This is a genomic window from Cellulomonas sp. ATA003 (assembly GCF_031582905.1).
In the GTDB taxonomy this organism is placed as follows: Bacteria; Actinomycetota; Actinomycetes; order Actinomycetales; family Cellulomonadaceae; genus Pengzhenrongella.
On sequence record NZ_CP133990.1, the window covers coordinates 2,327,860 to 2,353,804 of the forward strand.

The 25,945-nt window shown below is 75.1% G+C and carries 22 protein-coding genes and 2 pseudogenes; 13 read left to right on the forward strand and 11 right to left on the reverse strand.

Annotation, left to right across the window (positions count from 1 at the left end):
* Positions 1–6: 6 nt before the first annotated feature.
* From REH70_RS11540 to REH70_RS11555, 4 genes and pseudogenes are all read right to left on the reverse strand, one after another.
* A complete protein-coding gene (locus REH70_RS11540) occupies positions 7–216 on the reverse strand; it encodes a hypothetical protein (protein ID WP_310747342.1) in 210 nt (69 codons plus the stop codon).
* Positions 213–1,258: pseudogene (locus REH70_RS11545) on the reverse strand (quinone-dependent dihydroorotate dehydrogenase). The gene REH70_RS11540 and the pseudogene REH70_RS11545 overlap by 4 nt, the downstream one beginning before the upstream one ends.
* A gap of 9 nt (positions 1,259–1,267) precedes the next feature.
* Positions 1,268–1,786, reverse strand: coding sequence for a hypothetical protein (locus REH70_RS11550; RefSeq protein ID WP_310747344.1), 519 nt, complete (start codon positions 1,784–1,786; stop codon positions 1,268–1,270).
* Positions 1,783–2,142 (reverse strand): hypothetical protein, encoded by a 360-nt coding sequence (locus REH70_RS11555; protein WP_310747346.1) that lies wholly within the window; start codon positions 2,140–2,142, stop codon positions 1,783–1,785. The genes REH70_RS11550 and REH70_RS11555 overlap by 4 nt, the downstream gene beginning before the upstream one ends.
* Positions 2,143–2,182: 40 nt before the next feature.
* Here REH70_RS11555 and REH70_RS11560 point away from each other — a divergent pair, with 40 nt between their 5' ends.
* Positions 2,183–3,685 (forward strand): leucyl aminopeptidase, encoded by a 1,503-nt coding sequence (locus REH70_RS11560; protein ID WP_310747349.1) that lies wholly within the window; start codon positions 2,183–2,185, stop codon positions 3,683–3,685.
* A 492-nt stretch (positions 3,686–4,177) separates the two neighbouring features.
* Positions 4,178–4,576: a hypothetical protein gene (locus REH70_RS11565; protein WP_310747351.1), complete on the forward strand. Its 399-nt coding sequence runs from the start codon at positions 4,178–4,180 to the stop codon at positions 4,574–4,576.
* Positions 4,577–4,636: 60 nt separating this feature from the next.
* On the opposite strand, the gene REH70_RS11570 is transcribed toward REH70_RS11565, so the two are convergent.
* Positions 4,637–4,765, reverse strand: coding sequence for a hypothetical protein (locus REH70_RS11570; RefSeq protein WP_310747352.1), 129 nt, complete (start codon positions 4,763–4,765; stop codon positions 4,637–4,639).
* Positions 4,766–5,107: 342 nt separating this feature from the next.
* Between REH70_RS11570 and lpdA the strand changes: the two genes are divergently transcribed.
* From lpdA to REH70_RS11585, 3 genes and pseudogenes are all read left to right on the forward strand, one after another.
* Positions 5,108–6,493, forward strand: coding sequence for a dihydrolipoyl dehydrogenase (gene lpdA, locus REH70_RS11575; protein ID WP_310754251.1), 1,386 nt, complete (start codon positions 5,108–5,110; stop codon positions 6,491–6,493).
* 30 nt (positions 6,494–6,523) lie between these two features.
* Positions 6,524–8,484: pseudogene (gene sucB, locus REH70_RS11580) on the forward strand (2-oxoglutarate dehydrogenase, E2 component, dihydrolipoamide succinyltransferase).
* 116 nt (positions 8,485–8,600) lie between these two features.
* On the forward strand, positions 8,601–9,509 hold the full coding sequence (locus REH70_RS11585) for a TIGR01777 family oxidoreductase (RefSeq protein WP_310747354.1): 909 nt from the start codon (positions 8,601–8,603) through the stop codon (positions 9,507–9,509).
* Positions 9,510–9,904: 395 nt separating this feature from the next.
* On the opposite strand, the gene REH70_RS11590 is transcribed toward REH70_RS11585, so the two are convergent.
* The 3 genes from REH70_RS11590 to REH70_RS11600 form a co-directional block, all read right to left on the reverse strand.
* On the reverse strand, positions 9,905–11,071 hold the full coding sequence (locus tag REH70_RS11590; protein ID WP_310747356.1) for a protein kinase domain-containing protein: 1,167 nt from the start codon (positions 11,069–11,071) through the stop codon (positions 9,905–9,907).
* Positions 11,072–11,242: 171 nt separating this feature from the next.
* Positions 11,243–12,316 carry a Gfo/Idh/MocA family oxidoreductase gene (locus REH70_RS11595; protein WP_310747357.1) on the reverse strand — a complete coding sequence of 358 codons (1,074 nt, stop codon included), beginning with the start codon at positions 12,314–12,316 and terminating at the stop codon, positions 11,243–11,245.
* Positions 12,317–12,352: 36 nt separating this feature from the next.
* Complete coding sequence (locus tag REH70_RS11600; protein WP_310747358.1) at positions 12,353–14,437, reverse strand: MMPL family transporter; 2,085 nt, start codon at positions 14,435–14,437, stop codon at positions 12,353–12,355.
* A 275-nt stretch (positions 14,438–14,712) separates the two neighbouring features.
* On the opposite strand from REH70_RS11600, the gene REH70_RS11605 reads away from it, so the two are divergent.
* A complete protein-coding gene (locus tag REH70_RS11605; protein ID WP_310747360.1) occupies positions 14,713–15,183 on the forward strand; it encodes a MarR family winged helix-turn-helix transcriptional regulator in 471 nt (156 codons plus the stop codon).
* 83 nt (positions 15,184–15,266) lie between these two features.
* On the forward strand, positions 15,267–15,926 hold the full coding sequence (lipB, locus tag REH70_RS11610; RefSeq protein WP_310747362.1) for a lipoyl(octanoyl) transferase LipB: 660 nt from the start codon (positions 15,267–15,269) through the stop codon (positions 15,924–15,926).
* Here the strand turns inward: lipB and REH70_RS11615 are convergent.
* On the reverse strand, positions 15,880–16,551 hold the full coding sequence (locus REH70_RS11615) for a flavodoxin domain-containing protein (RefSeq protein ID WP_310747363.1): 672 nt from the start codon (positions 16,549–16,551) through the stop codon (positions 15,880–15,882). The genes lipB and REH70_RS11615 overlap by 47 nt on opposite strands.
* A 177-nt stretch (positions 16,552–16,728) precedes the next feature.
* On the opposite strand from REH70_RS11615, the gene lipA reads away from it, so the two are divergent.
* Both lipA and REH70_RS11625 read left to right on the forward strand, forming a co-directional pair.
* Complete coding sequence (lipA, locus tag REH70_RS11620) at positions 16,729–17,730, forward strand: lipoyl synthase (protein WP_310747365.1); 1,002 nt, start codon at positions 16,729–16,731, stop codon at positions 17,728–17,730.
* A gap of 118 nt (positions 17,731–17,848) precedes the next feature.
* Positions 17,849–18,577, forward strand: a complete 729-nt coding sequence (locus tag REH70_RS11625; protein WP_310747367.1) for a DUF4191 domain-containing protein — start codon at positions 17,849–17,851, stop codon at positions 18,575–18,577.
* Positions 18,578–18,599: 22 nt separating this feature from the next.
* Here REH70_RS11625 and REH70_RS11630 read toward each other — a convergent pair whose 3' ends face one another.
* Positions 18,600–19,067, reverse strand: a complete 468-nt coding sequence (locus tag REH70_RS11630) for an RDD family protein (RefSeq protein ID WP_310747369.1) — start codon at positions 19,065–19,067, stop codon at positions 18,600–18,602.
* 142 nt (positions 19,068–19,209) lie between these two features.
* Between REH70_RS11630 and glnA the strand changes: the two genes are divergently transcribed.
* The 4 genes from glnA to REH70_RS11650 all read left to right on the forward strand — a co-directional run bounded on the left by glnA (position 19,210) and on the right by REH70_RS11650 (position 22,275).
* A complete protein-coding gene (gene glnA / locus REH70_RS11635; RefSeq protein ID WP_310747371.1) occupies positions 19,210–20,634 on the forward strand; it encodes a type I glutamate--ammonia ligase in 1,425 nt (474 codons plus the stop codon).
* A gap of 558 nt (positions 20,635–21,192) precedes the next feature.
* The gene (locus REH70_RS11640) at positions 21,193–21,429 is read left to right on the forward strand and encodes an SDR family NAD(P)-dependent oxidoreductase (RefSeq protein WP_310747373.1); all 237 of its coding nucleotides are present in this window, start codon (positions 21,193–21,195) and stop codon (positions 21,427–21,429) included.
* The gene (locus REH70_RS11645) at positions 21,375–21,995 is read left to right on the forward strand and encodes an SDR family NAD(P)-dependent oxidoreductase (RefSeq protein ID WP_310747374.1); all 621 of its coding nucleotides are present in this window, start codon (positions 21,375–21,377) and stop codon (positions 21,993–21,995) included. The genes REH70_RS11640 and REH70_RS11645 overlap by 55 nt, the downstream gene beginning before the upstream one ends.
* 46 nt (positions 21,996–22,041) lie before the next feature.
* The gene (locus REH70_RS11650; RefSeq protein ID WP_310747376.1) at positions 22,042–22,275 is read left to right on the forward strand and encodes a DUF3072 domain-containing protein; all 234 of its coding nucleotides are present in this window, start codon (positions 22,042–22,044) and stop codon (positions 22,273–22,275) included.
* A 550-nt stretch (positions 22,276–22,825) separates the two neighbouring features.
* Here the strand turns inward: REH70_RS11650 and REH70_RS11655 are convergent.
* On the reverse strand, positions 22,826–25,924 hold the full coding sequence (locus REH70_RS11655; RefSeq protein ID WP_310747378.1) for a bifunctional [glutamine synthetase] adenylyltransferase/[glutamine synthetase]-adenylyl-L-tyrosine phosphorylase: 3,099 nt from the start codon (positions 25,922–25,924) through the stop codon (positions 22,826–22,828).
* Positions 25,925–25,945 lie beyond the last annotated feature (21 nt).

Here is a 25,945-nt window from a genome sequence, read left to right on the forward strand (position 1 = left end):
GGTCGCTCACGGGACGCGCAGCGGCACGGGCGCCGCCACCTGCGCGCCCTCGTGCAGCAGCCGGGCGACCGCGACGTCCTGGGCGGCGAGCTCGCGCCAGTGCTCACCGAGCCACTGCTCGGCGTCGAACTGGTTGCTGAACAGCGGGCTCACCGGCACGTCGAGGACCTGCCCCTCCGCGTCGTCGAGCTCCCACACCCACTGCGGACGGATCACGCCGTGGCCCCCGTCCGGGACGGGAGGTCGGTCGCGAGCGCACGGTTGATCCGCGACGCCCAGAACGGCCCGGCGTAGACGAACCCGGTGTAGCCCTGCACCAGGGTCGCTCCCGCCTCGAGGTACGCGCGGGCGTCGTCGGGCGTGGTGACCCCGCCGACGCCGACGACGACGGCGTCCGGACCGAGCCGGCGACGCAGCCGTCCGACGACCTCGAGCCCGCGGCCCAGCACGGGCGGACCGGACAGGCCGCCCTCGCCCAGCGTGTGCGCGATGGTCGTGTTGACCGCCACGACGCCCTCGAGGCCGAGCTCGCGTGCCAGGTCCGCCACGGCGTCGACGTCGTCGTCGGACAGGTCCGGCGCGATCTTGACGAGCAGGGGGACGGGCCCGCGGCCCGTGGTGACCTCGTCGGCGGCGGAGCGGACCGCGACGAGGATGGGCCGCAGCGCGGCGACGGACTGCAGGTCGCGCAGGCCGGGGTGTTCGGCGACGACACGTTGACCACGAGGTAGTCGGCGTACGGCGCGAGCAGCCGCGCACTGGTGGCGTAGTCACCGGCGGCCTCCTCGGCCGGGGTGGCCTTGGTCTTGCCGATGTTGACGCCGACGACGAGGCGGCGTCCGGCGGGCGTCGCGCGCAGTCGCCGCAGCCGCGCGGCGACCGCGGCGGCGCCGTCGTTGTTGAAGCCCATCCGGTTGCGCAGGGCGCCCTGATCGGGCTCACGCCACAGCCGCGGGGGCTCGTTGCCCGGCTGGCCGTGCGCGGTGATCGTGCCCACCTCGACGAACCCGAAGCCGAGCATCGTCAGGCCGCGCACCCCGTGGGCGTTCTTGTCGAACCCCGCGGCGAGTCCGAACGGCCCCGGCACGTCCCGCCCGAACACGTGGACGCCGGCGCCGGGCGGCGGCGCGAGCAGGCGGGCGAGCGCGGTGGACAGGCCCGGGGTGGCGGCCGCGGCGCGGACGGCGGCGAACCCGAGCCGGTGGGCGCGCTCCGGGTCGAGCCGGCGCAGCACGAGGTCGAAGAGGAGCCGGTACACGGGGCCAACCTAACCGGCGGTCGGACCGGCAGCCGGATCGGGACCGCCGCGCCCGGCTGCGCCCGGCGTGCCCGGCGTACCCGGCGCCCCCGGCGTGCCCGGCATCAGGCGGGACCGCCACAGCCACGCCAGCCCGACCAACGGCAGGACGAGCGGCACGAAGCCGTACCCGCTGCCGAAGCCGGACCACACCGTGGCGCGCGGGAACGACCCGGGGTCCATCAGCGACCACGTGCCGACCACGAGGACGCCGACCAGCTCGACGACGACCGCGGCCCCCGCGACGCGGCGGGCACCGCGGGCGAACGCGACGGTCGCGACCCAGTAGACCGCCGCGGCCAGCGCGGACAGCCCGTACGCGACCGGCGCCTCGTGCCAGTCCCGCAGCAGCTGCACCCCGGCACGCGCGGACGCCGCGAGGGCGAACACGCCGTACACCGCGACCAGGACGCGGCCCGGTCCGGACGCCGTCGGGGAGCCGTGCCCGGCTGCGGGCCCCGCGGCGGGCGCCGGCCCACGTGCGCTCACGCGCCGGTCCAGACCTGAACGAGGCGCCACTGCATGACGACGACCGTGAGCGCGGCGACGAGCAGCACGACCGAGCTCCAACGGGTTCTCTCGGCGAACGCCCAGGCGGCCGCGACCGGCAGCAGGACGAGCGCGGTGGCGAGGTAGCCCCAGAAGGTGACGGCGTCGTCCGGCCCGTTCCCCCGCGCCGTCTCGACCAGTCCGGCGACGACCTGCAGGACCATGACGCCCTCGACGACGGCGGCGCCCCACAGCTGGCGCAGCACCACCGCACGGTCGCGGACGGTGAAGACGACGGCCCAGCCGGCGAGGGCGACGGCCAGCAGCGCGGCGAGGACCGCCAGGGGTGGGAGCACGGTCCCCGAGGCTACCGTCGGCGCGCACTACCATTCATCCGTGCCCCAGCTGACTCTCACCTCGACCGATCCTGCCCTCGTCGTCGCGGACGCCCTCGTCGTCGCGACCGCCTCCACCCCGGACGGCGTCGTGCTCGTCGGGGCGGACGCCCTCCCGGCGGACCTGCGCGGCCAGCTCATGCGCTCCTCGACCACCCTGGGCCTGACCGGGGCGGTCGACGAGGTCCGCCGGCTCCCCACCGCGGGCCAGGTCACCGCCCCCGTCCTCGTCCTCACCGGGCTCGGCGACCAGACCGACCGGGTCGCCCCCGAGGCGCTGCGCCGGGCCGCGGGCGCGGCGACGCGCGAGCTCGCGGGCACCGGCACCGTCGCGCTGGCCCTGCCGGCGGACCGCCCGAACGAGCTCGCCGCCGTCGCCGAGGGAGCCCTGCTCGGCGCCTACGCCTTCCTGCGCTACCGCGGGGACGTCGCCGCGGCGAAGGGAGCGGCGGTCAGCGCGCTCGAGGTGCTCACGCCGCTCGACCGCGACGCCGCGGCGAAGGCCGCGGTCCACCGTGCCGAGGTCGTCGCCGCCGCGGTCCACGGGACGCGCGACCTGGTCAACGCGGCCCCCAACGACCTCTACCCGGCCGCGTTCGCGGACAGCGCCCGTGCCGCCGTCAAGGGCACCGGCGTCAAGGTGACCGTGCTGGACGAGAAGGCGCTCGCCGCCGGTGGCTACGGCGGCCTGCTCGGCGTCGGCCTCGGCTCCGCGCGCGGACCGCGTCTGGTCAAGGTCGCCTACACGCCGTCGCGCCCGGTCGCGAAGGTCGCCCTCGTCGGCAAGGGCATCACGTTCGACTCCGGCGGCATCTCGATCAAGCCCGCGGCCGGCATGGAGGCGATGAAGTCCGACATGGCCGGTGCCGCCGCCGTCCTGCAGACCGTGGTCGCCGCGGCGCGGCTCGAGCTGCCGGTCGCCGTGACCGGGTGGCTGTGCCTCGCCGAGAACATGCCGTCCGGCACCGCCCAGCGCCCGTCCGACGTCATCACCATCCGCGGCGGCAAGACCGTCGAGGTGCTCAACACCGACGCCGAGGGTCGCCTCGTCCTGGCCGACGGGCTCGTCGCGGCGATCGAGGAGGGCCCCGACGTCGTGCTCGACATCGCGACCCTCACCGGCGCGCAGGTCGTCGCGCTCGGCAACCGCGTCTCGGCGGTCATGGGGACCGATGACGTCCGCGCCGAGGTCGTCGCCGCCGCCGACACGGCCGGTGAGGCCTTCTGGCCGATGCCGCTGCCCGAGGAGCTCCTCGCCGGCCTCAAGTCCAAGGTCGCCGACCTGGCGAACATCGGCGAGCGCGCCGGCGGCATGCTCACCGCCGGTGTGTTCCTGCGCGAGTTCGTCGGGTCCACGCCGTGGGCGCACCTCGACGTCGCCGGTCCGGCGTTCAACGAGAAGTCCGCGCACGGGTACACGCCCGTCGGGGGCACGGGTGTGGGCGTGCGCACGATGCTCGCGCTCGTCGAGCAGCGCGCGGCCGCGGGGCGCCGCAAGAAGTAGCCGCCCGGTGGGCGGGACGGACCCGTCGCCGCGGGCCGCGCCTGGGACGATGCGGGCATGACGGCGACACGCAGGTCCTGCGCGCTGGTGCTCGCGGCGCTGCTCGCGGTCGCCGGGTGCGCCGCCGGGGGTGACGCGGGCGCGGCGGCGGCGCCTGCGCGCACCGCCTCGCCCACCACCTCGGCCGCCGTGCCCGACGACGACGCGGCGGACCAGCCGGGTCGCGACGGGACCGCGGCGCCTCCCGGCCCGGTGCCGGCCCCCGCGGACCCGGGCCCCTCGGACGACCCGCCGTCTGACGGGGCGCCGTCGGACGGGGCGCCGCCGGCCACGCGGCCACCCGCCGCACCGGCACCGCAGCCGTCCCCGGCGTCGCCGTCCCGCCCGACGCCGGCACCGGCGCCCCCCACCCCGGGCCGACCGGCCCCGGACCCCGAGCCGGCGGCACCCGCTCCCTCCGCACCCGCGCCGCCGTGCCCCCAGCCCCCGGCCGTGCCCGAGCCGCTCGTCCCCACCGCGCGCCCGCCGGCTCCACGGCCCACGACGCCGTCACCGGCCGACCCCGCGTGGCCCGCGGCCGTCCCCGAGCGGACCGCGATCCAGGGCGGCCCCGACCCGCTGACCGTGGTCTGGCTCGCGGTCGACGCGGGGCCGTCCGCGAGCGACCTCGACGAGGCCGTCGCCCGGGTCGAGGCCGTGGGGTACGAGGGCCTGCAGACCCCGCTCTCCTGCCAGGCCGACGCGTGGGAGCCGCTCGGCGTGCCGGGCGGGCAGGCGTTCGGGGTCCCGCTCTACTTCGCCGGCCGCGCCGACGCGGAGAGGTTCGTCGCACTGTGGGACGGCCCGGTCGCGGCGGTGGTCGAGGGTGACGTGTTCTGCCACTTCGACTGAACGGCCACGTCGACCGGTCGGCCCGCTCCGTGCGCAGATGCGAGTGCGGTGCGGGCGCGGTCAGCGTCGGCGCGGACGCTGCCGGCTGTTCCAGTCCCGCATGCGCTGCGGGTAACCCGTGCGCTGGACGTCGTACACCGGGATGCCGAGGTCCTTCGCGACGCCGTGCGCGGTGCGCTCGTCCGGCACCCGGCGCCGGGTCCACTCCCCGTGGTCGCGATGAGCATGAGCGTCACCGGCGTGACGTTGGTGGCCGGCTCGACGTACCCCTCGACCCCCACCCGGGTCCGCACGAAGTCGGCCAGGTGGTCCAGGGTGGCGCGCTGCGCCTCCTTGGATGCCGAGGCGCCGTCGACTCCGGCGACGCGGCGGCGGCGTGAGAACAGACCCATCCCTGCAGGCTAGCCGCGCGCCGGTGTCCGGACGGTCACACCTGCGACCGCGCGTCCCGGTTAGGGCTCGCGGTCGCGTGGTGACAAGATGACCGCGAGCATGGACAACACCACACGCCTGCGCCGGAGGAGTTCCCACGTGGCCGACACGAACGGCACCGTTTTCGACATCGTCGTCCTGGGCGGAGGGAGCGGCGGCTACGCGGCCGCCCTGCGCGGCGCCCAGCTCGGCCTCAAGGTCGCCCTGGTCGAGGGAGGCAAGCTCGGCGGCACCTGCCTGCACAACGGCTGCATCCCGACCAAGGCGCTGCTGCACGCCGCCGAGCTCGCCGACAACGCCCGCGAGGGCGCGAGCTTCGGGGTGCACACGACCCTGGACCACATCGACATGGCCGGTGTGAACAAGTACAAGGACACCGTGATCGGGCGCCTCTACAAGGGGCTCCAGGGGCTGATCAAGTCCCGCAAGATCGAGGTCTTCGAGGGCTGGGGCAAGCTCGTCGGCACCGACGCCGTCGAGGTGAACGGTCAGCGCATCACCGGCCGCCACATCGTCCTCGGCACCGGCTCCTACGCGCGGTCGCTGCCCGGTCTGGAGATCGGCGGCAACATCATCACCTCCGACCAGGCGCTGCAGCTCGACCGCGTGCCCAAGTCGGTCATCGTGCTCGGCGGCGGGGTCATCGGCTCCGAGTTCGCCAGCGTGTGGCGCTCCTTCGGTGCCGAGGTCACGATCATCGAGGCCCTGCCCCACCTCGTCGCGAACGAGGACGAGGCGCTGTCGAAGGCGTTCGAGCGCGCGTTCCGCAAGCGCGGCATCACCTTCAACCTCGGCGTCCGCTTCCAGGGCGCGACCCAGACCGAGGACGGCGTCCACGTCACGCTCGAGGACGGCAAGACGTTCGACGCGGAGCTGCTGCTGGTCGCCGTCGGGCGCGGGCCCAACACCGCGAACCTCGGCTACGAGGAGCAGGGCATCAAGGTCGACCGCGGGTTCGTGCTGACGAACGAGCGCCTGCACACCGGCGTGGGCAACATCTACGCCGTCGGCGACATCGTCCCGGGCCTGCAGCTCGCGCACCGCGGCTTCGCCCAGGGCATCTTCGTCGCCGAGGAGATCGCGGGGCTGGGCCCGCAGGTCATCGTCGAGTCCGGCATCCCGCGCGTGACCTACTCCGAGCCCGAGATCGGCTCGGTCGGCCTGACCGAGGCGAAGGCCAAGGAGATCCACGGCGCCGACAACGTCGAGGTGCTCGAGTACAACCTGGGCGGCAACGGCAAGAGCCAGATCCTCGCGACGGCCGGCTTCATCAAGCTCGTGCGCCAGAAGGACGGCCCGGTCGTCGGCGTGCACATGATCGGTGCGCGCGTCGGCGAGCTCATCGGGGAGGGCCAGCTCATCGTGAACTGGGAGGCCTACCCCGAGGACGTCGCCTCGCTCGTCCACGCCCACCCGACGCAGAACGAGGCACTCGGAGAGGCCCACCTGGCCCTCGCCGGCAAGCCTCTGCACGCCCACAACTGACCACCACGATCGAAGGAGACACGAGCGGTCATGGCTGACTCCGTGCAGATGCCGGCGCTCGGTGAGAGCGTCACCGAGGGAACCGTCACCCGTTGGCTCAAGCAGGTCGGCGACACCGTCGCCGTCGACGAGCCGCTGCTGGAGGTCTCGACCGACAAGGTCGACACCGAGATCCCGTCGCCCTTCGCGGGCGTCCTGGAGAAGATCCTGGTCGAGGAAGACGAGACGGTCGAGGTCGGCGCCGAGCTGGCCCTGATCGGCTCGGGCGAGGGTGGCGGCGAGGAGCCGTCCGCACCCGCCCAGCAGGACGCTTCCGCCCAGGAGGAGGCGCCGGCCCAGCAGCAGGCGCCGGCCACCGACGCCCCCGGCACCCCGGCCCCGCAGGGCGGCGCGTCGGCCGACACGGGCGCCCAGGCCGGCGTCACCGGTAGCGCCGAGGCGGCCGACATGGGTGAGGGCTACGGCGGTCCCCCGCCCGAGGCCGAGGGCACCTACGGCGGCGCGTCCGACGAGGGCCCCGGCGCCGGCCAGGGCGGCGCGACGCCGTCCGACGGCGGCGGCAGCGGTGGCAACGGTGGTGGCGGCGGCGGCGAGCAGGTCGTCATGCCCGCGCTGGGTGAGAGCGTCACCGAGGGCACCGTCACGCGCTGGCTCAAGGCCGTGGGCGACGACGTCGCCGTCGACGAGCCGCTGCTCGAGGTCTCGACCGACAAGGTCGACACCGAGATCCCGTCCCCGGTCGCCGGCACCCTGCAGCAGATCCTCGTGCAGGAGGACGAGACGGTCGAGGTCGGTGCGCCGCTCGCGCTGATCGGCTCCGGCTCGGCGCCGTCCGACGCGCCGTCCCAGCCGGAGACCGTGGAGGCGCCCGCCCCGGCCGCGTCCGAGGCGAGCCCGCAGGCCGCGGCGCCCGACGTCGCCCCGCCGCCCGCCGAGACCGCTCCGGAGCCGGCGAAGGCGGAGGAGCCCGCCAAGGCACCCGAGCCCGCCAAGAAGCCCGAGCCGGCCAAGGCGCCGGAGCCCGCGAAGGGCTCCCCGCGCCGGCGGCGTCGGGCACCTACCTCACCCCGCTCGTGCGCAAGCTCGCGGCGGAGAAGGGTGTCGACGTCTCGTCGCTGACCGGGACCGGTGTCGGAGGACGTATCCGCAAGGAGGACGTCCTCGAGGCGGCCGCCAAGGCGGAGGAGGCCGCGAAGGCCGCCGCCGCGCAGCCCGCCCCGGCTGCCGAGGCGCCCGCGGCCGCGAAGAAGGCGGCTCCGGCCCCCGTCTCGCCGCTGCGGGGCACGACCGAGAAGATGTCGCGTCTGCGCAAGCTCGTCGCCGAGCGCATGGTCCAGTCGCTCCAGACCGGTGCGCAGCTCACGACGGTCGTCGAGGTCGACATGACCCGCGTCGCGCGGCTGCGCGCCCAGGCGAAGAACGACTTCAAGGCACGCGAGGGCGCCAACCTCACGTTCCTGCCCTTCCTCGCGCTGGCCGCCGTCGAGGCGCTCAAGGCGTACCCGAAGATCAACGCGAGCATCGACGGCGACCAGGTCGTCTACCACGGCTCGGAGAACCTCGGCATCGCCGTGGACACCGAGCGCGGGCTCGTCGTCCCGGTCATCAAGGACGCCGGGGACCTCAACCTCGCCGGGATCGCCCGCCGGATCGGCGACCTCGCGTCGCGGACCCGTGCGAACAAGATCACGCCGGACGACCTGTCCGGCGGGACCTTCACCATCACCAACACGGGCTCGGGCGGGGCGCTCTTCGACACCCCGATCGTGGCGCTGCCGCAGGTCGCGATCCTCGGCACGGGCACGATCGTCAAGCGTCCCGTGGTGCTCACCGACGCCGACGGCGCCGAGAGCATCGCGATCCGCTCGATGATGTACCTGTCGCTGTCGTACGACCACCGCCTGGTCGACGGCGCCGACGCGGCGCGCTACCTGATGGCCGTCAAGAACCGCATCGAGGAGGGGGCGTTCGAGTCCGAGCTCGGGCTCTGATCTCCTCTCCGCACCGCCGACGTCCGCGGTCCGGCCGGTCCCTCCAGGGCCGGCGGGGCCGCGGACGTCGTCGTCGACGGCAGGCGCCCTCCGCGCAGGGACCCTAGGGTGACGCCATGAAGATCGTGGTGGCCGGTTCGCACGGTCTCATCGGCACGGCCCTGGTCGCCCGGCTCGCGCAGGACGGTCACGAGGTGAGCCGGCTCGTCCGCGGCGCGCCGTCCGGCCCTGCGGAGGTCCCGTGGGACCCGGCGCACGGCGTCCTCGACCCGCGGGCGCTCGAGGGCGCCGGTGCGGTCGTGAACCTCGCCGGCGCCGGCGTCGGCGACAAGCGGCTCACCGACGCCTACAAGGAGGTCGTCCGGACCTCACGGACGAGCACGACCTCGCTGCTGGCCCGCACCATCGCACGCCTCGACGGACCGCGGCCGGTGCTGCTGCAGGCGTCCGGGATCGGCGCCTACGGCGAGCGCGGCGACGAGGTGCTCGACGAGACGTCCGCCCTGGGCGACACGTTCTTCGCCGGGGTCGTCCGGGACTGGGAGGCGGCCGCGCAGCCCGCGGTCGACGCCGGGGCGCGGGTCGCGTTCCTGCGCACGGGCATCGTCCTCGCCCCCCAGGGCGGCGCGCTGGAGCGGATGCTCCCGCTGCTGCGCGCCGGCGTCGCCGGCCGGCTCGGGACCGGTCGGCAGTTCTGGAGCTGGATCACCCTGCCGGACGAGATCGGCGCCATCGTCCACCTGCTGCACGCCGACGTCAGCGGGCCGGTCAACCTCAGCGCACCGCACCCGGCGACCAACGAGGAGATCACCCGCGAGCTCGCTCGCGTGCTGCACCGGCCGGCGCTGATCCCGGTCCCGTCCCTCGCCCTCAAGCTCGTCCTGGGGGACTTCTCCAGCGAGGTGCTCGGTTCCATCCGCGCCCTCCCCGCCGTCCTCGTGCGCAGCGGCTTCCAGTGGGAGCACCCGGCGGTGGACGACGCCGTCGCGTGGGTCGCGGGCGAGGTCCGGCGCGGGCGGTCCTGAGCCGCGCTGCGCATCACCCTCGGCGACGACGTCCTCGACCCGCCACCCGTCGGCCGTCAGCGCGAGCCGCAGCACCACCTCGCGGACCGGCTGCGCCGGGACGTCCACGACCGCGCCGGGGGTCACCCGGCGGTGCGCGCTCAGACCGGACCGCACCGTCACGTCGACCTGCGCCGTCGCGGACCGCCCTCCGGGCCCCGCACCGTGCCCGTCCCCGCGGGCGGAGGTCGCCGTCGCGCCGTCGACGACGGCCGTCAGCCCCTCGAGCCGCACGTCCGCTGCCCGCAGGTCGGCCAGCAGGGCGAGGTCCGCGGTGTGCGCGCCGCTGCCGGGACGGCTGACGTCGGCCAACCCGGCCGGGTCTCCCGAGGCCAGGACCTCGGCGCGCCGACGGGTCAGCGTGACCGCCGCGGCGATCGGGTCGTCCTCGACCTCGGCGACCGTGGTCGTGGCGCCCGACCCGCGCCGGGTGGACGTGGTCTCCTCGGACACCCGCGCCGAGGGCTCGTCCGGCACAGCGCCGTCCCGGACGATCGACCCGAAGGTGACCACGCACACCGCCGCGGCCGCCGCACCGACCAGCAGGAGCCCCGCACCGCGCGGTGCACCGCGGCGGGACGTCCGACGCGCGCGGTGGCGGGATCGGCCCCGGCCGAGACGGTGCGTGGCTCCGCCGCGAGCTGCGCGAGCGCCGCCCGGGCCAGCACCCCGGCGTCCGGCAGGGCGATCGGCTCCGGCTGCGCGCACGGGTAGACGACGGCCGCGAGCTCGGCCGCGCTGGGTCGTCGCAGCGGGTCCGGGGCGCACGCGGCGGTCAGCTCCTGCCCGAGGCGGGCGCCGGTCGCGGACAGGTCGAGCGCGGCGAGACCGACGCTTGCGAGGGCGAACACGTCGGCCGGGGCGTCCGCCGGCAACCCCTCCGGCCCCGTGGCCTGCCGGACGTCAGCGTCGGCCCGCCCCCGCAGGAGCTCGGGCGCGACGAACCCCGGGGTACCACGCGCGCCGGCATCCGGACGGGCGCCGCCCAGCAGATCGATGAGGACCGGACGCCCGTCCGGCCGGACGACGACGTTCGCCGGCGACACGTCGCCGTGCACCAGTCCCGTGCGGTGCAGCGCGTCGAGGGCACCGGCGACCGGCACGACGAGGGTCACGACCTCCCCCACGCTCAGCCGGCCGCGCGCCGCGAGCAGCGCGGCGACCGTGGCACCGGGCACCTCGGCGAAGAGCACCGCTGACCGGCCGGGTCGTCCCGCCGCCGCCGGCGCGACCTCGAGCACGTCGACCACCCGCGCGAGGTGAGGGTGGTCGGACGACCGCAGCGCACTCACGCGCGCGGCGAGCAGGTCCCCGTCGGTCCCGGTCGGTGCGTCGACCACCTGCACGACGACGCGCTCGGTGCCTCCGACCGGCGTGCGGCGTCCCGGGCCCTCACCCCGGTCATCGAGCCGGGTGGCCGTCCACACCGGGCCGCCCCCGCCGACACCGGCCGGCCCACCCACCCGGTAGCCCGCCGCCAGCAGTGCCGCAGCGATCTCCGGGGGCACGGTGTGCGTCTCCATGCGGTCATCGAACCGCCGTGCGAGGTCGCTGCGGCCGCTGTCCACAGGGCGACCCCGCGCGCCCGGGATGCGCCCGGGATGCGTCCGGGATGCGCCCGGAGGACGCCGCGGCCGCACCGTGCCGACCCACTGTCGACGCCGCGCCGCTCGGGTGGACGTCCCGGACCGGGCTCAGCGCAGGTCGACGACCCGGCGCTCCGCCGCGCTGAGTGCCGCCGCGTCGAGGACCTCAGCGGTCCGGACGGCGTCGGCCGGGTCGACCGGGACCGGTCCACCGGTGCGCAGCCACGCCGCGACGCAGCGGTAGAAGTCGGCGTGACCGCCGGGCGGGCACGGCACGGGCACCCGCTCGGTGCCGTGCACGAGCCAGCCACCGTGCTCCGGCACGGCGTGCGACCCCGGCGCCGGTCCACGCCCGGGGTCGCCGGCGACGGCGTCGTCGAGCACGGCGAACGGGGTCGGCTCGCCCTCGAAGCTCGTCACGAGGAACGCGCCCGCGTCGCCGAGCACGCGCGTGCGCGGGCCGGGCGCCCCCACCAGCCCACCGCCCCACAGGTGGCTCACCACCCCACCGGCGTGGTGCAGCGCGAGGAACACGTCGTCCGGCGCGGCCGTGGTGATCGCGCGGACCTCCGCGTACACCGACGCCACCGGACCCCACAGCTCGACGGCGGAGTCGACGAGGTGCGGCCCGAGGTCGAGGAGGAGGCCGCCCGCGACCGGGTCGTTCTCCTTCCAGCGGTCCTTGGGCACGGGCCGCCAGCGCTCCCAGCGCCGCTCGAACCGGTGCACACGTCCCAGGTCACCCGACGCGAGCACCGAGCGCAGCGTGCGCTGCTCGTCGTCCCAGCGCCGGTTCTGGAACACGGTCAGCCCGACGTCGGCGCGCCGGGCTGCCTCGACGACCTCGCGCGCCTGGGCGGCGGACACCCCGAGCGGCTTGTCCACCACGACGGGCACACCCGCGTCGACCGCCGCGAGGGCGTGCTCGCGGTGCAGACCCGTCGGGCTGGCCACGACGACGGCGTCGAGGTCGTCCGGCCGGCCCAGCAGCCCGGCGACGTCGTCGACGACGGCGACCCCCGGCCAGTCCGCGCGGGCGGCGTCGGCCCGCCCGGCGTCGCGCGTGACGACCCCGACGACGGCGTGCCCCGCCTCGCGCAGCAGCCGGCCGTGGATGCCCCGGCCCGCGTCGCCGTACCCGATCAACCCGACCCGCAGCGCGTCACCCATGCCGTCACCCATGCCCGTCACCCATGCCCGTCACCCATGCCCGTCACCCTAGGTGCGCCGGCTCCCGCTTCTCCCGGAACGGTCGCCGCCCCGCGGCGGCGCCATTCCCCTCCCCGTCGGGTCCCAGCGGCTCGGCCACCACACCCGGCGGCCGACGTCGTGCACGAGGGCCGGCACGAGCAGGCTGCGCACCACGAGCGTGTCGACGAGGACGCCGAACGCGACGATGAACGCGAGCTGGGCCAGGAACAGCAGCGGGATCACCGCGAGCGCCGCGAACGTCGCGGCGAGCACCACACCGGCCGAGGTGATCACCCCACCGGTGACCGACAGCCCGCGCAGCACGCCGGTCCTGGTGCCCCACACGCCGGCCTCCTCACGCACGCGGGTCATGAGGAAGATCGAGTAGTCGACCCCGAGCGCGATGAGGAACACGAACGCGTACAGCGGCACGGTCGGGTCCGCGCCGGGGAAGCCCAGCACGTGGTTGAACACGACCGCCGAGATGCCCAGCGCCGCGGCGAAGGACAGCACGTTGGCGGTCATGAGGAGGACCGCGGCGAGCACCGACCGGAGCAGCAGCATGAGGATGAGGAAGATCACCACCAGCACGACCGGGACGATGACCCGCAGGTCGCGGTCCCCGGCGACCTGGGTGTCGAGCGTCTCCGCCGCCGCGCCGCCCACCAGGGCGTCGGGCGAGACGGCGTGCACGGCCTCGCGCAGGTCGGCGACGGTGTCGACGGCCGCGGTGGTGTCGGCGGCCTCCTGCGTCGCCACGTCGACCCGGACGCGGCCGTCGACGACCACCGGTGGCTCGTCCGACGGCGGCCCACCGGCCGGTGCGCCGGCGCCGCCGCCCGTGTACGGCGTCGCGGCCACGACGCCGTCGACGGCGGTCGCGGCCTCGATCACCGCGTCGGCGTCGTCCTGCGGCACGATGACGATCGCCGGCTGCACGGACCCCGCCGGGAAGTGCTCGCTGAGCACGTCCTGCCCCTCGACGGAGTCGACCTCGGTGAGGAAGACGTCGGCCTCGTCGGTGCCGCTGGCCTGGAAGGTCGGCAGGAAGGCCGCTCCGGCGGCGAGCACGAGGGCCGTGGTCACCCAGACCGCGCGGGGGCGCCGGCCGATCCCGCGCGACAGGCGCCCCCACAGGCCGCGGACGACGGCGTCGGTGGGCACCCGGGTGGCGTCGGCGTCGACCGAGGTGGGGTCGAACTTCGGGCGGTTGGGCCAGAACAGCGCCCGCGACCGCTTGCCGGCGACCAGCAGCAACGCCGGCAGGAACGTCAGTGCCGCGAGGTACGCCGAGGCGATCCCGATCGCAGCCACCGGGCCCAGCGACTTGTTCGACCCGAGGTCGGACAGCGTCAGGCACAGCACGCCGACGATGACGGTGCCCGCACTCGCGGAGATGGGCTCGATCGTCGCGCGGATCGAGCGTCGCATCGCGGTGGAGGTGCTCGGGGTGTGCCGCAGCTCCTCGCGGTACCGCGCCACCAGCAGCAGGGCGTAGTCGACCGCGGCGCCGACGACGAGGATCGACAGGATCCCCTGGGTCTGGCCGTTGAGGGTCAGGGTGCCGTTCGCCGCGAGCTCGTAGACCACGAGCGCTGCCGCGCACAGCGCGAACAGCGCGGTGAAGATGACCACGAGCGGCAGGAACGGCGAGCGGTAGACGATCACGAGGATCAGCAGGACCGCACCGAGGGCGACCAGCAGCAGCACGAGGTCGATCCCGCCGAAGGCGGACACCAGGTCCGCGACGAAGCCGGCCGGGCCGGTGACCCACGCCTGCAGCCCGACCTCACCGGCGGACGACGCCGTCGCGCCGAGGTCGTCCGCGAGCGCCTCGCGCAGCGTCGTCACCACGGACTCCACGACCCCGGAGTCGTCGGCGAGCACCTCCTCCGCGAGCACGCCGTCGATCGACAGCGCCAGGAGGAGCGCCTCGCCGTCCTCGGCGGGGATCGCGACCGGATCGGCGAGCAGGACGTCGCCCACCGTCGCCGGGTCCCCCTCGGCGGGGTCGGCGCCGACGAGCGGCAGCGCGCCGACCTCGGTCGCGAAGGCCTGCGTCGCCGCGATCTGCTCGGGCGTGACCGCGCCGTCGCCCTCCGGCTGGAGCACGACGAGCGCCGGCAGGGCCTCGGTCTCGGTGAACTCGCGGCTCGCCTCCCCGCCCGGGTCGACTCCGCGGACTCCGGCAGGAAGGCGGCGGCGTCGTTGGTCTGCACCTGGGACAGCCGCCCCTGCGCGGGCCCACCCAGCGCGGCTACGGTGAGCCAGACCGCCAGGGCGACGACGACGACGAGCGCCCGGACGAACGACGACCCGCGAATACTCAGCATGCTGAGTATCTTGCGGCCCGAACCGCCCCGCAGCAACACGGAAGGAGACCGCGCGTGTCGCAGGGACCCTCCGAGTGGCCCACCGGCCGGCTGCTGTCCAGCGTCGCGCGGCGCGTGGAGCGCGAGTTCAACGCCCACCTCGACGCGTGGGACCTCAACCACGCGAGCATGCCGGTGCTCGTCCTGCTGTCGATGCAGGACCACTCCCAGCGCGAGCTCGCGACCGCGACCAGCGTCACCGAGCAGACGATGAGCCGGATCCTGGCGCGCATGGAGCGGCTGGCGTACGTCTCACGCAAGCCCCACCCCGAGGACCGCCGCCGGCACGTCATCTCGCTCACGCCCACCGGTGCGGACGTGCTCCGCGAGGCCGTCGACCGCGAGCGCGCGGAGGAGATGGTCACCCGCGGCCTGGACGCCGAGCAGGTCCGACAGCTGCGCGAGCTGCTGGTCACGATGATGGCCGCCCACCCCGAACCGGGCGACGAGTGGGCCGCACCGCCCGAGCGGGCCGGGCTGTCCTGACCCGAGCCGTCACCGACCCGTCCGCCGGCCGCCCCGAGCCGCCCCCGGCCGGTCGGTCCGGGCGGCGGGACTATCGTGATCGGGTGCGCTTCGTCGAGCTGGACCTCGGTGCCCGTCACGTCCCCTACGCCGAGGCGTGGGACCTGCAGCGGACCGTGCACGCCGAGGTCGCCGACGGCGCCCGCCAGGACACCGTGCTCCTGTGCGAGCACGAGAGCGTCTACACCGCCGGACGCCGGACCGCGTCGTGGGACCGGCCCGTCGACGGCACGCCGGTGGTCGACGTCGACCGCGGCGGCAAGATCACCTGGCACGGCCCCGGTCAGCTCGTCGGCTACCCGGTCGTGCGGCTCGGCGAGCCGGTCGACGTCGTCGCGTACGTGCGCGCGCTCGAGGAGGCGCTCATCGCCGTGTGCGCCGACCTCGGCCTCGCAGCGACCCGCGTCGAGGGGCGCAGCGGCGTCTGGTTCGCCGGAGACGGCACCCGGCGGGACCGCAAGGTCGCCGCGATCGGCGTCCGCGTGGCCCGCGGCGTGACCATGCACGGCTTCGCGCTCAACTGCGAGCCGGACCTCACCGAGTTCACCCGCATCGTCCCGTGCGGCCTGCCCGACGCCGACGTCACCTCGCTGTCCCTGGAGACGGGCCGCCGGATCACGATCGCCGACGTGCTGCCCGCCGTGCGGAGCCACCTCGTCACCGCGCTCGGGCCGCGCCTCGCCGCGCACCGCCCCGCCGCCTGACGCATCGCCCGTCGCCTGACGGCACCGCGCCGTCGACGTCACCCGACCGGCACCGGCTCGCGCCCCCTCGACGTCCCCGGGCCGGTGCGGTGGGCGGCGACCGCGGGCAGCGGACCGTGCGGGCCCACGACGGCCCCCGGCCGGCCAGGTCACCGGCGATGCCGGACGCCCACCGGTCGACCGCCGCGAAGTCGCGGTGGTCCCCGTCCGCGACACCGAGCATCCGGACCACGGCGCGCTCGGCCAGGCCGAGGTCGGCGCGGTCGAGCCGCCCGGCGAACACGGTGTGGCCGCGCGCCGCCACGTCCCGCAGCAGCACCTCCACCTCACCTGGCGCTTCGTCGGGCAGCGACGGCTGCCCCACCGGGCCGGACCAGAACACCCACACGGGCACCGCCCGCAGCGGCGCGGCGCACCGGCGCACGAGCCCACGCACGGACGGCAGCAGCCGGCCGGCGTACACCGCCGAGCCCACGACCACCGCGCCGTACCCCGACACGTCGTCGACCGCATCGGGGTGCAGCACGTCGACCGTGTGACCGTCCCGCGCCAGCACCTGGGCGATCTCGTCGCCGATCTCGCGGGTCGCACCGTGCCGCGACCCCACCGTCACCAGGATCCGCATCCTGCTCGCCTCCTCGGAGCACCGGCGCCTCGTCGCGCCCGGGACCAGCCTCACCCCGGCCACCCGCCGCCGGCATGGGCCGGAGGTCCCGGCCGGCCGTGGCGGTGTGGCCCACCGCACGCCACGGACCGCTCCGCGCACCGGGCACCACGGTGGCGCTGACGTAGGGTTGACGACGTGACGATCGCACCCGAGGGACGACGCATGCTCAGGGTCGAGGCCCGCAACGCCGCGACCCCCATCGAGAAGAAGCCCGAGTGGATCAAGACGCGCGCCACCATGGGCCCGGAGTACTCCGAGCTCAAGGGCCTGGTGAAGCGCGAGGGCCTGCACACGGTCTGCGAGGAAGCCGGCTGCCCCAACATCTTCGAGTGCTGGGAGGACCGCGAGGCGACGTTCCTCATCGGCGGTGACCAGTGCACGCGCCGTTGCGACTTCTGCCAGATCGACACCGGCAAGCCCGCCGACTTCGACGCCGACGAGCCGCGCCGCGTCGCGGAGTCCGTCCAGGCGATGGGCCTGAAGTACGCCACCGTCACCGGCGTCGCGCGCGACGACCTGCCCGACGGCGGCGCGTGGCTCTACGCCGAGACCGTCCGGCAGATCCACGCGCTCAACCCCGGCACCGGCGTCGAGCTGCTGATCCCCGACTTCAACGCGACGCCGCACCTCATCGCCGAGGTGTTCGACTCGCGCCCCGAGGTCCTCGCGCACAACCTCGAGACGGTGCCGCGGATCTTCAAGCAGATCCGCCCGGGGTTCCGGTACGAGCGGTCGCTGTCGGTTCTCACCGCCGCACGCGAGGCCGGGCTCGTCACGAAGTCCAACCTCATCCTCGGCATGGGCGAGACCCTCGACGAGGCCAAGGAGGCCCTCGTCGACCTGCACGCCGCCGGCTGCGACCTCATCACGATCACGCAGTACCTGCGCCCGTCCGTCCGACACCACCCCGTGGACCGCTGGGTCAAGCCGGAGGAGTTCGTCGAGCTCTCCGACGAGGCCGAGCGCATCGGCTTCCTCGGCGTCATGTCGGGCCCGCTCGTCCGCTCGTCGTACCGTGCCGGGCGGCTGTGGGGCCAGGCCATGCGGCGTCGCGGCCAGGAGATCCCGGCCGCGCTCGCCCACCTCGGCGAGGCGCGCTCGTCCCGCCAGGAGGCGTCGAGCCTGCTCGCCCGCTGACCGTGGGGTCGGCCGCCCGCTGACCCCGCGGGCGCCCTGCCGCAACGGCGCCGTCGGCGCGCCGTGCCCCTCGACGGCGGTACGGGCGCCGTCGTGGGCCGCACTAGACTCCTGCCCCATGGCCCGTGCGAGCAGCTCCGGGGCGGGTTCGTCCGCCCTCAAGACCCCGAAGCCCAAGAAGACCCGCTGGTACCACCAGGTGTGGCAGGCGTACCAGATGACCCGCAAGCAGGATCCTGCGGTCACCTGGATCATGCTGGGCGTCTTCGTGACGATCGTCGTGGTCGCGGTCTTCATCGGCCTGGCGTGGGGTCACCCGATCTACACGCTCCTGCTCGGTCTGCCGTTCGCCCTGCTCGCCGCGATGTTCGTCCTCGCCCGGCGCGCCGAGTCCGCCGCCTACGGTCAGATCGAGGGCCAGCCGGGCGCGTCCCGCGCAGCGCTCGGCACCATCCGCCGCGGCTGGAACTTCCCCGAGGAGCCCGTCGCCGTCGACCCGCGCACGCAGGACCTCGTGTTCCGCGGCGTGGGTCGCGCGGGCGTCGTCCTCGTCGGCGAGGGCCCCGCGTCGCGCATCCCGCGCCTGCTCGAGGCCGAGCGCAAGCGGACCGCCCGCGTGCTGCCCAACGTGCCGATCACGCTCATCCAGTGCGGCATCGACGAGGGGCAGGTCCCGCTGAAGAAGCTGCCCCGCACCGTGCAGAAGCTCAAGCCGAAGCTGACCAAGCAGGAGGTGTCGGAGGTCATCAAGCGGCTCACCGCCCTCGGGGCCGTCCGCCTGCCGGTGCCCAAGGGCATCGACCCGATGCGCGCCCGGCCCGACCGCAAGGGCATGCGCGGGCGCTGACGCGACCCGTCCGGCGCGGACCTCAGCGCCGGACGATGACCGTCCCGGCGCCGCGGTCGTGCAGGCCGCGGCCGTCGGAGTCCCACACGACCGCCGGGATCACCAGGCACAGCAGCACGGTCCGCACCGCCGCACGCACGATGCCGGGCGGCGGCACCGCAGCAGCCACCCGGCTCGCCGCGCCGCGCGCGGCCGGGAGCGTGCGGACGCCGACGCCGAGCAGGCGATGGCCGATGGTCGTGCCGGTGGTGCCGACGAGCAGCACGTTCTCGACCGCGAAGACCGCGAGGGTCGCCATCGGCGCCGCGTCGAAGAACGCCGCGGAGATCGCCAGGCAGAGCAGCCAGTCGACCGCGAGGGCGACCACGCGCCGCCCGAGGCCGGCCCGCGACCCGGGGCCGCTCCGGGGCAGGCCCAGTCCGTCCGGTCGGTCGGGGTCACCGGGACGGCCGCCCTCCAACCAGGAGCCCATGTCCTCGCGCGTCGCCACGCTCGGTAGCCTAACCAGCGGCTGCGCCCCCGGACGCCGGGGGCGTAACACGACGGAAACACCCGGTACACGGCAGGGAAACCCCTCCCTCCTAGCCTCCAGGGGCGCGGCGTACCGGGCACACCCAATCGAGGAGCAGCGGATGTTCAGCAATGCCGAGGAAGTCCTGGCCTACATCAGGGACGAGGACGTCAAGTTCGTCGACGTCCGGTTCTGCGACCTGCCGGGGACGATGCAGCACTTCAACGTGCCGGCACAGTCCCTCGACGCCGACTTCTTCACGGACGGCCAGATGTTCGACGGGTCGTCGATCCGCGGGTTCCAGGCGATCCACGAGTCCGACATGAAGCTCGTCCCCGACCTGGGCACCGCGTACGTCGACCCGTTCCGGACGCACAAGACGCTCAACATCAACTTCCACATCGTCGACCCGTACACCGACGAGCCATACAGCCGCGACCCGCGCCAGGTCGCCGCCAAGGCCGAGGCGTACCTGCGCTCGACCGGCATCGCGGACACCGCGTTCTTCGCGCCCGAGGCCGAGTTCTACATCTTCGACGACGTCCGCTTCGAGACGAAGCCGAACAGCGCCTCTTACTTCCTCGACTCGATCGAGGGTGCCTGGAACACCAACCGCGTCGAGGAGGGCGGCAACCTCGGCCACAAGACGCCGTACAAGGGCGGGTACTTCCCCGTCCCGCCGGTCGACCACTTCGCCGACCTGCGCGACCTCATCTGCCTCGAGCTCGACGCTCTCGGCCTGCAGGTCGAGCGCTCGCACCACGAGGTCGGCACCGGTGGCCAGGCGGAGATCAACTACCGCTTCGACGAGCTCGGCAAGTCGGCCGACAAGGTCATGCTGTTCAAGTACGTCGTGAAGAACGTCGCCCACCAGGCCGGCCGCACGGCGACCTTCATGCCGAAGCCGCTGTTCGGGGACAACGGCTCCGGCATGCACGTGCACCAGTCGCTGTGGAAGGACGGCAAGCCGCTGTTCTTCGACGAGAAGGGCTACGGCGGGCTGTCGGACATGGCCCGCTGGTACATCGGCGGCCTGCTGAAGCACGCGCCGTCGCTGCTGGCCTTCACGAACCCGACGGTCAACTCCTACCACCGCCTGGTCCCGGGCTTCGAGGCGCCGGTCAACCTCGTGTACTCGGCGCGCAACCGCTCCGCGTGCATCCGTATCCCGGTCACCGGCTCGAACCCCAAGGCCAAGCGCATCGAGTTCCGCGTGCCGGACCCGTCGTCGAACCCGTACCTGGCGTTCGCGGCCATGCTCATGGCCGGCCTCGACGGCATCCAGAACCGCATCGAGCCGCCGGAGCCGGTCGACAAGGACCTGTACGAGCTGCCGCCCGAGGAGCACGCGCAGATCCAGCAGGTCCCCGGCACGCTCGCCGAGGTGCTCGACAACCTCGAGGCCGACCACGACTACCTGACGGCCGGGGGCGTCTTCACCCCCGACCTCATCCAGACGTGGATCGACTACAAGCGCTCGCACGAGGTCGACCCGATCCGCCTGCGCCCGCACCCGCACGAGTTCGAGCTGTACTACGACTGCTGATCCTCACCGAGGAAGCAGAACAAGCACGAGGCGGGTCCCCGGACGGGGACCCGCCTCGTCTGCGTGCGGAAGTCGATGCTCGACGGCCGCGGGGTGCCGGCGTCAGAGGCGGACGCGACGGGGGTTGCCCACCGAGGTGAAGGCCTGCTCCGCGCGCTCGTCGCCCATGACCTGCTGCTCGTCGACCGTGACGTCCATGGCTCCTCCTGCTGATCGGATGGATGCAGTTGATATGTCCCGATCGTCGCTCTCCACCCGGCCGGCGCGCTCGGCCAACGGGTGTGGAGACGGTCACATGCACCCGGACGGGTGGCGTCGCGCCGCGTCGCGCCGGTGTCGGTCAGTCCGGCGGCGCCGACCCCACCAGAGCACCGCCACGCGCGCCATGCGGCGATACGGGCGCACCTTCGCGGGCACCGCGCGCACGACGCCACGCCAGAGGCCCGCGCCACCGACCGCGGCGGGGCCGCCGCGATGCCGGGCCGCCGGGATGCCGAGCCGACCACCGCGACCTAACCTCGGTCCGACCCCACGGCACCGCAGTGAAGGACGCCCCGCATGGACGACACGAGCACCATCCGCCCGCTGGCCCTCGTCACCGGCGCCTCGAGCGGGATCGGACTCGAGCTGGCCCAGCTGTTCGCCGAGAACGGCTTCGACCTCGTGGTCTGCGCCGAGGACGCCGGCATCTCCGTCGCGGCCGAGGCGATCGCGGCCGAGGGGGCGCCGCGGTCCGCAGCGTGCGCGCCGACCTGTCCACCGCCGACGGCGTCGAGGAGCTCGTCCGCGAGGTGACCGCGACCGGCCGACCGCTGGACGCGCTCGCCCTCAACGCGGGCGTGGCGAACGGGGGGCCCTTCGTCGAGACGCCGCTCGAGGACGACCTGCGCGTCATCGGGCTCGACGTCGTCGCGGTCGTGCACCTCGCGAAGCGGCTGCTGCCCGCGATGGTGGCGCGCGGGGCGGGGCGGGTGCTCGTGACGTCGTCGGTCGCGAGCCTCATGCCCGGGCCGTACTACGCGACGTACGCCGCCTCCAAGGCGTTCGTGCAGTCCTTCGCCGACGCCGTCCGGCACGAGCTGGCGGACTCCGGGGTCACCGTGACCACGCTCCTGCCCGGGCCGACCGACACCGAGTTCTTCGAGGCCTCGCACATGGAGGACACGAAGGTCGCGCAGGGACCCAAGGACGACCCGGCGAAGGTCGCACGCGAGGGCTTCGACGCGCTGATGGCCGGCCAGGACAAGGCCACCGTCGCGTCGCTCAAGGCACGCGCGCAGGGCGTGCTGTCCGCCGTCCTGCCCGAGAAGGCCCAGCCCGGCGCGCACGGCGCCATGACCAAGCCGCAGGGCGACGGCTGATCACGACCACCCCACCGCCACAGCCCAGCCACAGAGAGGTACCACCATGAGCGAGCAGAACGCCGCACCCGACGACGCCACCGACGGCCCGGGCGTCGGCAGCGCCGAGAAGGACCCGTCCGACTGGGTCACCGGCGACGAGCCGGCCACCGGCCCGCAGGCGAGCTACCTCGGCACGCTCGCCCGCGAGGCGGGCGAGGAGGTCCCGGAGGAGCTCACGAAGGCGCAGGCGTCGGAGATGATCGACGACCTCCAGGGCCGTACGGGCCGCGGGCAGTAGCCGAAGGGCCGACCGCGGGCGCGCACCCGCGCGGACGACGACGGGGGCGGGAGGCTTCGGCCTCCCGCCCCCGTCGTCGTGGCGCTGGTGCGTCGTCCCGGCGAGCTCAGGTGCGCGGCTGCGCCGGGTTGGTCGGCACGCCCTGCGACGGGGGTTGATCTTGGGCCCCTGGGTGTCGGGGGCGACCGGCGAGGGGTCCGCCGCGGTGCCGGCCGGCTCCCGTTCGAGGCTCGGCGCCAGCCCGGCGGCGTCCCCGCCGGACAGCTCGGCACCGCCCCGCACCTCCTCCAGGCGGACCCCCAGCAGCTGGACCACGGGCAGCCGGTCGGCGTGGGCCTGCTCGTAGGCGAGCAGCGTCTCGAGGTCACCAGCCGGCAGCGACCGGATGCGGTGCCCCAGGTCCCCCACCGGCAGGTGGTCGAAGTCCGGGATGGGCAGGTCCTCGCGGTGCACGCCCGTGCTGTCGTCGGTCATCCGTCGTCCTCCTCGTCACGTCCGATCGGGTCGTCTCGACCCTACGCGCGGGCCCGCGGGGTCGCGCGGGGGGTCATCACTCGTAGAAGACGCGGTCGACGACGGCGCGCGCGCGGCGGGCCGTGCGCAGGTAGTCCTGCTCGAGCTCGCTGCCGCACGCCGCGGGGTAGCCGAGCACGCGCGCGAGCCCGTTGAGCGCCTGCCGGTCGTGCGGGAGCACGTCGGCCTGCGCGCCGCCGGTCCGGCCGGTCCAGAGGACGAGCGCGTCGCGCAGCCGGGACGCGAGCAGCCACGCGTCGGTGAGCGTCCGGGCGTCGTCGTGCCCGATCAGGCCCTCGGCCGCCAGCGCCCCGAGTGCCTCCGACGTCGAGGTGACCCGCAGCGCGGGGACCCGGCCCGCGTGCTGCAGCTGCAGGAGCTGAGCGGTCCACTCGACGTCGGACAGCCCGCCGCGACCGAGCTTGAGGTGCCGGGTCGGGTCCACCCCGCGCGGCAGCCGCTCGGACTCGACGCGCGCCTTGATCCGCCGGATCTCCCGCACGACCGACGGCTCGAGGCCGTGCTCGGGATAGCGCAGCGGTGCGATCAGGTCGACGAACCGCTCACCGAGCCGCGGGTCGCCGGCGACCGGGCGCGCACGCAGGAGCGCCTGGCTCTCCCACGGGGACGACCAGCGCGCGTAGTACTCCGCGTACGCGTCGAAGGTCCGCGCGAGCGGACCGTTGCGCCCCTCGGGGCGCAGGTCGGCGTCGACGGCGAGCGCCGGCTCGGGGCCGACGTCGCCGAGCAGCTGCCGCAGGCGGGTCGCGACCGTCAGCGCGTACGCCTGCGCGACGCCGGCGTCCGCCCCCGGGCGGGGCTCGTGCACGAACAGCACGTCGGCGTCCGAGGAGTAGCCCATCTCGCGCCCGCCCAGGCGCCCCATCGCGACCACGAGCACCGCGGTGGGGCTCTCGACCAGCCGGTGCTCGGCGCGCGCCTCGTTCTCCGCGATCCGCAGCCCCCCGGACAGCACGACGTCGGCCGCGACGGTGAGGTTCTGCGCGGCGGTCGAGCTCGTCACGACGCCGAGCAGGTCGGCCGCGGCGCTGCGGGCGAGCTCGCGGCGCCGCAGCGCACGCAGCGCGGTCGCCGCGAAGACGGGCTGCTCCGCCCGGGTCAGCACGGCGTCGGCCTCGGCGGAGAGCCGCTCCACGCCGCGGGGCACGAGGTCGGCGTCGTCGCCGAGCCAGGCCACGGACTCCGGGGAGCGGGCCAGGGCGTCGGCGACGTACCGCGAGGTGGACAGCACCCGGGCCAGTCGCTGGGCTGCGGCCTGCGAGTCACGCAGCAGCTTGAGGTACCAGTGCGTGGTGCCCAGCGCGTCCGACAGGCGCCGGAACGCGAGGAGCCCGGCGTCGGGGTCGGCGCCGTCAGCGAACCAGCCGAGCAGGACCGGCAGGAGCTGGCGCTGGATCGCCGCCCGCCGCGAGACCCCCTCGGTCAGGGCGGTGATGTGCCGCAGGGCGCCGGCCGGGTCGCGGTAGCCGATGGCACGCAGCCGGGCGCGGGCCGCGTCGGGTGCCAGGGCGACGTCCTCCGCGGAGAGCTGTGCGGTCGCCGGCAGCAGGGGCCGGTAGAACAGCTCCTCGTGCAGACCGCGGACCTCGCGGCGCACCTCCCGCCACCGCTCGAGCAGCCCGTCGGCCCCCTCGGCGCGCATCCCGACCGCACGGGCCAGACGCCGCAGGTCCACCTCCGCCGTCGGCATGAGGTGGGTGCGCTGCATCCGGTGCAGCTGGATCCGGTGCTCGAGCGCACGCAGGAGCCGGTAGCAGACGGCGAGCTCGGCGGCGTGCTCGCGCCCGACGTACCCGCCCGCGGCGAGCGCGGCGAGCGCGGTGAGCGTGCTGCGGCTGCGGATCGACTCGTCGGCGCGCCCGTGCACGAGCTGCAGGAGCTGGACGGTGAACTCGACGTCGCGCAGTCCCCCGATGCCCAGCTTGAGCTGTCGGTCGGCCTCCGCCGCGGGCACGTGCTCCTCGACCCGGCGCCGCATCGCCTGGGAGTCCTCGACGAAGTTGTCCCGGCTCACCGCGGACCACACCAGCGGGCTCACCGCCTCGACGTACGCGTCCCCCAGCACCCGGTCCCCGGCCACCGGGCGCGCCTTGAGCAGCGCCTGGAACTCCCACGTCTTGGCCCACCGCTCGTAGTAGGCGCGGTGGCTCGCCAGCGTCCGCACGAGCGGGCCGTTCTTGCCCTCGGGACGCAGGGCGGCGTCGACGGGCCACAGCGCCGGCTCGGCGGACGGGTGCGAGCAGGAGCGGGCGAGGCCCGCGGCGAGCTTCGCGCCGACCGACAGCGCGTAGGCCTCGTCGTACCCCTCGGCCGGCTCGGCGACGTAGATCACGTCGACGTCGCTGACGTAGTTCAGCTCGCGCCCGCCGCACTTGCCCATCGCCAGGACGGCGAGCCGGACCCCGGCGCCGTCGTCCGGCAGGTCGGCGCGCGCCAGTGCCAGGGACGCCTCGAGCGCGGCGCCGGCGAGGTCGGCGAGCGCCGCGGCCACACCCGGCATCCGGCTCAGCGGGTCGGGCGCGGTGAGGTCGGTCGCGGCGATGCTCAGCAGCCGCCGGCGGTAGGCGCGCCGCATCGCGTCGACCCCGGCCGCCCCGCCCACGGTCGCGGCCGGGACCGCCGCCTCGGGATCCGCACCGACCGCCACCAGCAGCTCGGCCCGCACGGCCTCGACCGGGACCCCCGTGCCGGACGCGGGGTCGGCGAGCACCGCGAGGTGCTCGGGGTGCGCCACGACGGTGTCCCCGAGGGCGACCGACGCACCGAGGACCGCGAGCAGCCGGTCGCGCGGGACACCGGGCACGAGCATCGCGCGCAACCGCTCGCGCGCGTCCGGGTCGGGGCCGACCGACACCGCGAGCCGCGCGAGGGCCAGCAGGGCGCCGTCGGGGTCGGCGACGCCGCCGAGCGCGACGAGCAGGTCGTCCGGGATCCTGCCGGGACCCCAGACGGCGTCCACACCCGGCCCCGGGTCGGGAGCGGGGCTCGTGGAGCGGCCGGCGACCGCGACGAGCGCGTCCTCACCGAGCATGCGTTCGGCGCGGGACGTGTCGGCGAAGCCGAGCCGCCGCAGCCGGGCACCGAGCGTGACGCTGCGGGCGGTGGGTGTGCTCACGTCCCCACGCTACCCACGCCG